14 protein-coding genes are annotated in these 10,388 nt (G+C 42.8%); 11 read left to right on the top strand and 3 right to left on the bottom strand.

The genetic code is table 11. From position 1 onward, the window contains the following. Positions 1 to 150: bluetail domain-containing putative surface protein (locus PX482_RS16710; protein WP_502888566.1), on the top strand; the 150-nt coding region annotated here is incomplete at its 5' end. Positions 151 to 540: 390 nt separating this feature from the next. On the opposite strand, the gene PX482_RS16720 is transcribed toward PX482_RS16710, so the two are convergent. The 3 genes from PX482_RS16720 to PX482_RS16730 all read right to left on the bottom strand — a co-directional run bounded on the left by PX482_RS16720 (position 541) and on the right by PX482_RS16730 (position 1,746). Then, a complete protein-coding gene (locus tag PX482_RS16720) occupies positions 541 to 702 on the bottom strand; it encodes a hypothetical protein (RefSeq protein WP_155119788.1) in 162 nt (53 codons plus the stop codon). 521 nt (positions 703 to 1,223) lie between these two features. Next, positions 1,224 to 1,553 carry an NAD(P)H-quinone oxidoreductase subunit M gene (locus tag PX482_RS16725; RefSeq protein ID WP_002738864.1) on the bottom strand — a complete coding sequence of 110 codons (330 nt, stop codon included), beginning with the start codon at positions 1,551 to 1,553 and terminating at the stop codon, positions 1,224 to 1,226. A gap of 7 nt (positions 1,554 to 1,560) precedes the next feature. Then, the gene (locus PX482_RS16730; RefSeq protein WP_125731656.1) at positions 1,561 to 1,746 is read right to left on the bottom strand and encodes a hypothetical protein; all 186 of its coding nucleotides are present in this window, start codon (positions 1,744 to 1,746) and stop codon (positions 1,561 to 1,563) included. A gap of 118 nt (positions 1,747 to 1,864) precedes the next feature. On the opposite strand from PX482_RS16730, the gene rpsO reads away from it, so the two are divergent. The 10 genes from rpsO to PX482_RS16780 all read left to right on the top strand — a co-directional run bounded on the left by rpsO (position 1,865) and on the right by PX482_RS16780 (position 10,315). Further along, the gene (gene rpsO / locus PX482_RS16735; protein WP_002738807.1) at positions 1,865 to 2,134 is read left to right on the top strand and encodes a 30S ribosomal protein S15; all 270 of its coding nucleotides are present in this window, start codon (positions 1,865 to 1,867) and stop codon (positions 2,132 to 2,134) included. Between the two features lie 24 nt (positions 2,135 to 2,158). Next, on the top strand, positions 2,159 to 2,623 hold the full coding sequence (locus PX482_RS16740) for a PAM68 family protein (protein ID WP_288094789.1): 465 nt from the start codon (positions 2,159 to 2,161) through the stop codon (positions 2,621 to 2,623). Between the two features lie 58 nt (positions 2,624 to 2,681). After that, complete coding sequence (gene aroF, locus PX482_RS16745) at positions 2,682 to 3,737, top strand: 3-deoxy-7-phosphoheptulonate synthase (protein ID WP_002763017.1); 1,056 nt, start codon at positions 2,682 to 2,684, stop codon at positions 3,735 to 3,737. Positions 3,738 to 3,801: 64 nt separating this feature from the next. Further along, entirely contained in the window at positions 3,802 to 4,458 is a 657-nt protein-coding gene (locus PX482_RS16750; protein ID WP_288122717.1) for a Uma2 family endonuclease, read from the top strand. 531 nt (positions 4,459 to 4,989) lie between these two features. Then, entirely contained in the window at positions 4,990 to 5,805 is an 816-nt protein-coding gene (locus PX482_RS16755; protein ID WP_052275762.1) for a Cof-type HAD-IIB family hydrolase, read from the top strand. Between the two features lie 154 nt (positions 5,806 to 5,959). Further along, a complete protein-coding gene (locus PX482_RS16760) occupies positions 5,960 to 6,694 on the top strand; it encodes a dienelactone hydrolase family protein (RefSeq protein WP_002763013.1) in 735 nt (244 codons plus the stop codon). Positions 6,695 to 6,790: 96 nt separating this feature from the next. Then, complete coding sequence (locus PX482_RS16765) at positions 6,791 to 7,648, top strand: S1 RNA-binding domain-containing protein (RefSeq protein ID WP_052278385.1); 858 nt, start codon at positions 6,791 to 6,793, stop codon at positions 7,646 to 7,648. A gap of 262 nt (positions 7,649 to 7,910) precedes the next feature. Beyond that, positions 7,911 to 8,753, top strand: a complete 843-nt coding sequence (locus tag PX482_RS16770; protein WP_288122719.1) for a DUF6671 family protein — start codon at positions 7,911 to 7,913, stop codon at positions 8,751 to 8,753. A 13-nt stretch (positions 8,754 to 8,766) separates the two neighbouring features. Beyond that, positions 8,767 to 9,426 (top strand): class I SAM-dependent methyltransferase, encoded by a 660-nt coding sequence (locus tag PX482_RS16775; protein WP_002763008.1) that lies wholly within the window; start codon positions 8,767 to 8,769, stop codon positions 9,424 to 9,426. A gap of 25 nt (positions 9,427 to 9,451) precedes the next feature. Continuing rightward, positions 9,452 to 10,315: an NAD(P)-dependent oxidoreductase gene (locus PX482_RS16780; protein WP_288122720.1), complete on the top strand. Its 864-nt coding sequence runs from the start codon at positions 9,452 to 9,454 to the stop codon at positions 10,313 to 10,315. The last annotated feature ends 73 nt before the right edge of the window (positions 10,316 to 10,388 follow it).

Consider the following 10,388-nt stretch of genomic DNA (forward strand, 5'->3'; position numbering starts at 1 on the left):
ACAACCGGTGCAATAGCTGGAACTTACCTCGTTATTAATGATAGCGCGGCTGGCTTCCAATCCAGCAATGATTTATTAATAAATATCACCGGCTTTACTGGTGCTTTGCCAGCTTTAGGGAATAGTCCAGGGGGTAATTTCTTTGTTTAACTAAGTAGGCGTAGGGTGCGTTAGGCGGCTATCAATTCCGTCAAAAAACCAAAATTAACAAGCCGCCGTAACGCACCAACTCTATTATTAAATCGGTGCGTTACGCTATCGCGCTTTACACCTAAGAGTAAGCGGACAACTCAAATGAACCCAACAACCGCCAATTATGATGAACCCTGGAAAGAAGCATTAAGTCACCTAGAAAACGGGTTTCTTCAAGAAACTATTGAGAAACCCGTTTTCTTTGAGAAACCCGTTTTCTTTGAGAAACCCGTTTTCTGGACTTTAAGACAAAAAAACGTTTCGCTGACAAACTCTATAAAGTCTGGTTACTCAGTGGAGAAGAAGTCTGGATATTGCATCGTTGTTTTCAGCTAATAGTTTCTGAATTTATTTCTTCTTATTTTCGACTAACTCTTGCTCAAATTTTGGCTGACTTTTTTGAGATTTTTGACCACTTATACTCGCCAGCAAAAACAAATGATAAGAGCTTTGTTTTGATTTGTAAATAACAGCATAAGGTTGGCTGATATAATCGATTAATTCATCCATGTTCCAATAAATCTTTGCTTTTAACCACCCGATCACTTCATTTATCTGGTCATCTGTTAAATATCCGATCGAGCCTTTATATCCTATTCTAATTCCTTCTATTTATTTTAAATATATTTCGACCGTAATATATAAAAGATTGCTTGACACAGAGTATTCTGCTGATTTCTTCACAGGTTTTACCTTCGAGAGACATCTACATCTTTACTGAGAGCGCTCGTTTCAGTTCTCTTGAATCCATTACACTTTTTATAAATAGCTCTAATTCAGCTATTTGTGATTCCTTGCTTTGCTGCTCCAATCCTGTGTAATTCATTTTGTATTTGGTATAATGGCTCTTCTCGACTTTGTGTGATAATTTTTGCTTATGGAATCGTGAAATGCTTATCGGGCAAGACTTTTAGGGCTATTTTGCGGATATTCTATCAGTATAGACCTCGTTTCCACACAGAAACCAGAAGAGCCGCGATGCAACTTCCCCACCCTTCTAGGTGTGCGGGTGGGTACTGACGCGGAATTGTTCACCCTAATTTTGGTAAACCCATACTATAGTTCTGGACTCTGGCGTTGAGATTATAGCTAATTTCCCCTTTTTGCAGGAGAGAACGGATAAAATGTTCTAGATCTGAACCGATGCGACGGAGATTATATTCGCTCAGTTCTTCCCCATTGTAGGACTCTACCAATTCATCAAACTTACTATAAACCTTATTGAGAGCCACTTCCTCCCAATTAAATTCATTATCGGGATCCACATCAAGAGTCAAGACATTGTTACTCTCGATTAATTGATTATTTTTTACTTCAGCCGTATAAATGCGAATATGACGGGTCGTGGATTTTAACAGCATGGAATCTTCAGGGTAAGTTAGACGCTATGTCTAAGATTTTGCCATGATTTGCGGAATTGGGGAATTGGGAATTGGGAAGTGGGGAAGTGGGGTGTGGGGTGTGGGGTGTGGGGTGTGGGGTGTGGGAATTATGGATTATGAAGTGGGGTAGATAGGGAAGTGGGGAAGTGGGGAGGTGGGGAAGCTGTCTCATCACCCTATCACCCCAAAACCTATCACCCTATCTCCTGCCCCCCGAACAATGTTTACGGATCGACCAGAAACGTGATACTATGATAGATTGCAGTGTTTAAGCAGAGATCACGAGTCCTATGGCCTTAACCCAGACCAAAAAACAAGAACTAATCAGCCAATATCAGGCCCACGAAACCGATACAGGATCATCGGAGTTACAGGTAGCTTTCTTAACCGAGAGAATCAACCAACTGACCGAACACCTGAAAGCTAACCCGAAAGACCATGCTTCCCGTCGGGGATTACTCCAGATGATCGGTCGTCGTCGGGGACTGTTAACCTATATCCAGAAGAAAGATCAACAACGTTATCAAACCCTGATTGGTCGTCTCGGAATTCGCCGTTAAGCATACCCCCTTTGCATCCCTACCATGGCCTCTGAATCGAAATCGACGGAGAAAAAAGAACGTCTCCCCTTTGAGCCGCGCCAAAATAAGCGAAAAACCCCGAAAATTGCCCCTAGTCCCGTGCCACCGCCCCTAAAAAATCGCTCCGAGGAAACCAGCTTAAAGGCGATTCCGCAAGTGGTCAGTCAACGGATGGCCAAACGGATGGCGGTATTTTGTGGCCTGCCGACGGCACTGGGGATAGCTTCCTTTTTTGGCTTCTACTGGATTATTAGCCACGATCTTCTCGAAATCCCTTCCTACGTCGCCATGCTCGTCAGTTTAAGCCTATTTGGTCTAGGTTTCATCGGTCTGAGTTATGGCATCTTCTCCGCTTCTTGGGATGAGGATCGGGTGGGGGATTGGCTAGGATGGCAAGAATTTCAAGCTAATTTTGGCAGAACGATCTCCGCCTGGCGGTCCGGCAAAAAAGAAGTGGAAGAAAAATAGATAACCTCTAGAAATCGTCAACAATAGAGATTAAAGAAAAAAATAAAAGGTTAATGCCATGATTATTGTCATGAAAGTTGGTTCCCCGGAAATTGAAATCGAGCGCGTCGGTGCCGAATTCGAGGCATGGGGATTAAGTCCCGAAAAAATCGTCGGTAAGCATAAAGTTGTCATCGGTTTAGTCGGAGAAACCAGGGAATTAGACCCCCTACAAATCCAAGAATTAAGCCCTTGGATCGAAACCGTCCTGCGAGTCGAACAACCCTTCAAACGCGCCTCTTTAGAATACCGTCACGGCGAATACAGCGAGGTTTTAGTCCCCACTCCTAACGGTGTTATCCCCATCGGCAGAAATCATACCGTTAGCATTGTCGCCGGCCCCTGTTCGGTGGAAAATGAAGCGATGATCGTGGAAACTGCCAAACGAGTGGCGGCAGCCGGAGCGCAATTCCTCCGCGGTGGTGCCTACAAACCCCGCACTTCTCCCTATGCTTTCCAAGGTCACGGGGAAAGCGCTTTGGAATTACTAGCGGCGGCTAGAGATGCCAGTGGTTTGGGTATTATCACGGAAGTAATGGACGCAGCGGATCTCGATAAGATTGTCGAAATAGCCGACGTGGTGCAAGTGGGGGCGCGCAATATGCAGAATTTTTCCCTCCTGAAAAAAGTTGGGGCGCAACCGAAACCGGTCCTACTCAAGCGCGGCATGGCGGCCACTATTGAAGATTGGTTGATGGCGGCAGAATATATCCTCGCCGCAGGAAATAGCAATGTCATTCTCTGCGAACGCGGTATCCGCACCTTTGACAGTAAATATACTCGCAATACCCTAGATTTATCCTGTATTCCCGTTTTAAGAACTTTAACTCACCTGCCGATCATGATCGATCCTAGCCACGGTACGGGTAAATGGGAATATGTCCCGACCATGGCCATGGCTTCCCTAGCAGCCGGGGCCGATTCCTTGATGATCGAGGTACATCCTAACCCGGCAAAGGCCCTATCTGATGGGCCGCAATCCTTGACCCCCGACCGATTCGATCGATTAACTCAGGAGTTAGCGGTCATTGGTAAGACGATCGGGCGTTGGCCCCAAGTTCCGGCACTGGTTTGATAAGATAAAAAGGGGGTGAATCAACCCCCTTTTTTGGGCATAAATTTCGCTTTTCGGGGCAGTTATGGTGACAGTTCCTCTGGAGTTAAATACTGAGCAAATTAGGGGTGAGAAACGGGTAGTTTTTAATCATCTCAGTTGGTTATCCTATCAGCAAATTTTACAGGCACTAGGAGAAAATAATCGCGCCCATTTATTTTATGATCGTGGCACTTTAGAAATTACTATGCCCCTAGAAGAACACGAGTTTTATCGAGAATTAATCGGATTGTTTATTCGGATTTTGGTGGTAGAATTGGGTTTAAAAATTAAAAGTATGGGTTCCACAACTCTAGCTAGGGAAGATTTAGAACGAGGAGCAGAACCCGATAATGCCTACTATATTCAAAATCAAGCTAAAGTGCTGGGGAAAAGGATTAATTTAACTGAAGATCCGCCCCCAGATTTAGTGGTGGAAGTGGATATCACCCACACGGATATTAATAAATTAGCACTTTATGCCCGTTTGGGAGTGCCGGAATTATGGCGTTTTAATGGACAAATCTGGCGCATTTATCGGTTAGAAAAGGGGGTTTATCAGGAAGGAGAATTTAGTCCGACTTTTCCCCTAGTTCCCAAAACTAAACTCTATGAATTTTTAGCCACTGCTAAAGAGGATGAAGTGAAGGCAGAAAAGAATTTAAGAGCATGGCTTGTTAGTCAACTAGCTAAAAATAATTAACTAGGGCAGTTTTTGAGGTAATTATGGTGACATTTTATCTAGAGTTAAATACTAACGTTTCTTGTCAGGCTGATAATTTCTTTTCCCAATTTAATATTGTTTTATTCGTGTATCCAAATGTTCGGACTGTTGCATTTAATCCCATGCCTTCCATCCTAGCTTTCAATACTTTGACAATTTTCGAGGGATTTCGCTAGAATACAGAAAGCGGTAAAGCGCGTAAGGGATCACGGAAACCTCCCGCTCCTTTGTACCTCGGAACAAATATCGCCCTTGAAAATGTAATGGTGACGGGTCAAGCAGGATAGAAGCTTAACGGCTAAGGTCAAAACAGCCCACAAATAAAATTCAGATCCGTCCGCCGCCGGGCAGTCGGTAGACGTTAAACTAAAACGCTTGTGGATTCGGTCTGACGGGGGCATAGTCTTCCGATTGTGTCTAGTTAAGAGGAGTAGAAGCAAGAATCTCCAGTCACAGCGTAGCTTGACGGCGAGAGTGTCAATAACTGTTACCGTTGAATGGGACAAGACTGTGGATATTCGCTTAATCGTTGTTGATGTGGATGGAACGATCGCCGGTGATAACAATCAGGTTAATCCAGCTGTGGTGCAAGCTGTCTCGGCCGTCCAAAAAAAGGGAATTCCCGTCGCTATTGGCACTGGTAGGATGTACCGCTCGGCTTTACGTTTTCATAAACGCCTTAAATCCACTTTACCTTTAATTGCTTACAATGGCGCTTGGATTCAAGATCCTGTTTCCCAAGTTCACCATCGACATACTCCCATTTCCCCCGACTTGGCGATCGATCTTTTAGATTATCTCGAACAACCCCAATGGAAAGAGAAAATCTCCCTTAATTTTTATATGGACGATGTGCTTTATGTGCGGCAATTAAACGCGGAAACGGAATTCTATCGGCAGCGATCGGGTATTATTGCCGAAGCAGTGGGAGATTTACGCAAAGTTGCCCACAAAACCACTAAAATCCTAGCCATGGGGGAAGATAAGCAATTTATCGCCGAGATTTGGCATCATTTACAGCAACGCTATCAAAATCAAGATTTATACTTTACCCAATCGAGTCCGACTTTTTTTGAAGTTACCCACGTTGAGGCTACCAAGGGAAGCGCCACCCAATTTTTGGCCGAAGATATCCTAGGATTACAACCGCAAAACGTTATGGCGATCGGTGATAATTTTAATGATGTTTCTATGCTCACCTATGCGGGTGTCGGTGTTGCCATGGGTAATGCTCCCCAAGCTGTTAAGGATCAAGCCGATTGGGTTGCCCCTAGTGTAAACTTAAATGGGGTGGCTGCGGCCTTGGAAAAGTTTGTTTTAATTTGAGGAATGGGGAAGTGGGGAAATGGGGAATTGGGGAATGGGGAGATGGGGAATTGGGGAGATGGGGAATTGGGGGAATTCAACTAAAACCCTACAACCCTAAGACCCTACAACCCTAAAACCCTAACACCCTAAAACCCTTTTCATCGAGAAAATTATGACTATTAATACGCAAACTGTTACGATTTCTAACAAAGATATTGACATAGATGCCTATTTAGCCATTCCCGATCAAGGGGGAATTTATCCGGCAATTATCGTGATTCAGGAAATATTCGGCGTAAACGACCATATTCGCGATGTCACCCGCAGAATTGCCCAAGAAGGCTATATAGCGATCGCTCCTGCCATTTATCAGCGATTCGCTCCTGGTTTTGAAACGGGGTACAGTATGGAAGATATTGAAATCGGTCGTCAGTACAAAGAACAAACCAAAGCAGCCGAATTAATCAGCGATATCCAAGCCACCATCGATTATCTTTATAGTTTGCCACAGGTGAAAAAAACCGGTGTCGGCACGATCGGTTTTTGTTTTGGTGGTCATGTGGTTTATCTTGTCTCCACTCTAGAGGATATCAAAGTTAGTGCCTCTTTTTACGGTGCGGGAATCACCACGGGAACCCCTGGGGGTGGTCAAGCGACAGTGAAGGTGACTCCCCAAATCAAAGGGACAATCTACGCATTTTTCGGGATGTTAGATGCGAGTATTCCTCAAAAGCAAGTGGATGAGATAGAAAACGCATTAATCCGTTATCAAATTCCTCATCGAGTTTTCCGCTATGAAAATGCCGACCATGGCTTTTTCTGCGACCAAAGGGCTAGTTATAATGCTAATGCGGCCAAATCTGCCTGGGATCATGTGCTAGAGTTATTTAGCCTTCTTAAATCTTAATGGTCTGACCCCTCAAGCTTCAGCTTACACTGGAAGCAGATCGAAATTATACTTGTAACCATTCTATTTATCATGACACCGAACCCAGCCTTTTCCATGGACGATTTTGCCAAAGCTCTTGATCAATACGATTATCAATTTGAAAAAGGGCAGATCGTGCGCGGGAGAGTCGATCAACACACCTCCGATGGAGCATTCATCGATATTGGCGGCAAATCCTCCGCTTTTATTCCTTTAAGGGAAATTTCCCTGGAAAATGTTATTTCTATTGCTGAAGCTTTACCCATAGGTGCAGAATTCGATTTTCTGATTACCCGTGGACAGGACGCGGAAGGACAAGTTACCCTGTCTCTGCGGCAATTATTACTACAAAAAGCTTGGGAAAATGTCAGGGAAATCTCTGAAAGTGGCAAGTCGGTGCAGCTGCGCGTCACGGGGGTGAATAAGGGGGGAGTGACGGGAGAGGTGGAGGGATTAAAAGGATTTATCCCTCGCTCCCATTTAATCGAAAAAAATGATTTAGATTCCCTGATCGGACAACTTTTAACCGCAACTTTTATTCAAATCGATCAAGAAAATAATAAATTAGTTTTATCTCAGCGAGAAATTGCTCGCGCTAACGCTATCAGTCAATTAGCTGTGGGTAAATTATTAAGTGGCACCGTGGTTAAATTACAACCCTACGGTGTCTTTGTCGATTGCGGTGGAGTGACGGGATTACTCCATGCTAAACAGGTGACAGGAGCCTCTTTTAATTCTCCCATGACTTTCTTTAAAGTTGGTCAAGCAATTAAAGTGGTAGTCGCGGAAATTGACGAATATAAAAATCGCATTTCCCTATCCACAAAAATCCTCGAAGCGCACCCCGGCGAAATTCTCGAAAACTTTGCAGAAGTCATGGAAACAGCAGCAGAAAGATTAAAACAAGCTCAGGAAAAAACCCCAGCAACTTAGTGTAGGGTGGGTTAGGCGACAATAACTTAGATATTTTACCACCTATTTAGTATTCGCCGTAACCCACCATCAGTTATCAGGTGAATTTGTCTCCTGTCTCCTTTTTACTTGACAAAGATGTTTCAAGTTAGCGTAGGGTGGGTTAGGCGACAATAACTTAGATATTTTACCACCTATTTAGTATTCGCCGTAACCCACCATCAGTTATCAGGTGAATTTGTCTCCTGTCTCCTGTCTCCTGTCTCCTTTTTACTTGACAAAGATGTTTCAAGATCGGATAGCAATTTTAGGGACTATGCACGGAAAAGAGCGGGTGATTGCACCGATTTTAGCGCAAGAAATAGGCCTTAAGGTGATTGTACCCGATAATTTTAATACCGATCGCTTTGGCACTTTTACCCGGGATATTAAGCGCATCGGGACACAAATTGAAACCGCTCGCAGGAAGGCACAACAAGCGATCGAGCTTTCGGGATACGATATCGGAATTGCTAGTGAGGGTAGTTTTTATCCCTATCCCCACTTGCCGTTGATTTCCTGTAATCGTGAATTGATTTTATTGCTCGATCGAGTCCATAATCTAGAAATAATTGGTCAAGCAATAGTCACGGAAACTAATCACGCTCACCAAACTGTAACTAATCTAGCAGCTGCTTTAGAATTTGCCGAAAAAATCGGGTTTCCTAGTCATGGTTTAGTGGTGATGTTTGATAAAAATTCTCTCGACTCCGAGCAGATTTTTAAGGGAATTACTGACCAGAAAAATTTAGTTAAAATTGTTGAAGATATTCTTGACAAAAACGGCAAAGTACACCTAGAAACCGATATGCGTGCTATGCACAATCCCACGCGGATGAAAGCAATTGCAGCTGCGACAGCAAATCTGGTGCAGAAACTTAATCAATTATGTCCTAATTGTGGTTGTCCGGGGTTTGATATTATCGAAAGAACATCGGGTTTACCCTGTGGTTTATGTCACTTTCCCACCTCTTTAATTAAACTGGAACTATACGGTTGTCAAAGGTGTGATTATCGAGAGGAAAAACTCTTTCCCAACGGTCAAAAAACTGCCGATCCGATGTATTGTGAATATTGTAATCCTTAAGGATAGCTTTTCTATGGAAAGAATTTTAGAACCGGAAGTAATGGATGATCGGGAAGAAGCGATCGAATATGATGCCATGGACTTCACCGAAGTTAATACTAATTTTGCTAAAGAAGCCGTACAATTGGCCGGTATTAATGCTAGGGTATTAGATGTGGGAACCGGTACTGCACGCATTCCGATTATGCTCTGTCAACTGCGTCCCCAATGGCAAATTATCGCTATTGATCTGGCCGATTCTATGTTAGAAATTGGTCAAAAAAATATCCTGAGTGCTAACTGTCAAGAACAGATCAAATTAGAAAAAGTTGATGGAAAAAATCTTCCCTACCAATCCGAGCAATTTGATTTAGTTATTTCTAATAGTTTAATCCACCATCTCGAAAATCCTCTGCCTTTTTTAAGGGAAATTAAGCGAGTTTTAAAACCCAATGGTGGCATTTTTTTAAGAGATTTATTCCGTCCCGATTCCGAGGAAATAATCCAGGGGATGGTGAGGGAAATCGATCCTAATTTTTCTCCCCGACAAGCGCAACTATTTAAGGATTCTCTCCAGGCCGCTTTTACCCTAGCAGAAATCGAAGATTTAATCCAGCAATCGGGATTAAAAAATGTTAAAATTTATCAGTCTTCCGAACGTCATTGGACAGCCATAAAAACAAGTAAAAACTAATCACTAAATCAGGAAAAGTTGAGTTATGAAAGTTGGATTTTTGGGAACAGGATTAATGGGAACGCCAATGGTAGAAAGATTATTAAATCAGAAAATTTCTGTTATTGCCTATAATCGCACCTTAGAAAAATTAGCACCTTTACAGCAGTTGGGAGCCAAAACAGTTAGCTGTCCCGATCAAGTTATTCAAGAGGCAGATTGTCTAATTTTAATGTTAACTAATGCCGCCGTTATCCAAGAGGTTTTAGGATTAAATTCCGAGCAATCTAACTTCAATAATCGGACTATTATCCAGATGGGAACTATTGCTCCTTCTGAAAGTAAACAACTGCGAGATAAAATTGTTGCTAAAGGGGGAGAATATCTAGAAGCACCCGTGTTAGGAAGTATTCCCGAAGCTAAAAATGGCACTCTCTTAGTTATGGTGGGAGCAACGGAGAAACAGTTCCATCAATGGTCAAATTTATTAGCAAATTTTGGTCAAAAACCGATGTTAATCGGGGCAGTGGGAACCGCCGCGGCGTTAAAATTAGCTTTAAATCAATTAATTGCCTCTCTAACCAGTGCTTTTGCTTTGAGTTTAGCTTTTTTATCCCAGCAAGGAGTAGATCTAGAAAAGTTCATGACTATCCTGCGTCAAAGTGCCTTATATGCGCCTACTTTTGACAAAAAATTAACCAGAATGTTAGAAGAAAATTATGCTAACCCTAATTTTCCCACTAAACATTTACTCAAAGATGTCAATCTCTTTTTAGAGGAATCAGAGAAGTTAGATTTAACCACTTTTCCCCTAACAGGAGTGCAGCACCTTCTTGAAAAAGCTTTAGAAATGGGATTCGCAGAGCAAGATTATTCAGCTTTATACGGGGCGCTGAAAAAAGAATTATAAACCGCTTGGCAACATCAAAAAGACTCTTTTTGGTTTGTCTAGTCGGACAACTGATAGGAGAAAAACTGGTAAA

This window comes from Microcystis sp. M53602_WE12, assembly GCF_030065455.1.
Lineage (GTDB): Bacteria > Cyanobacteriota > Cyanobacteriia > Cyanobacteriales > Microcystaceae > Microcystis > Microcystis aeruginosa.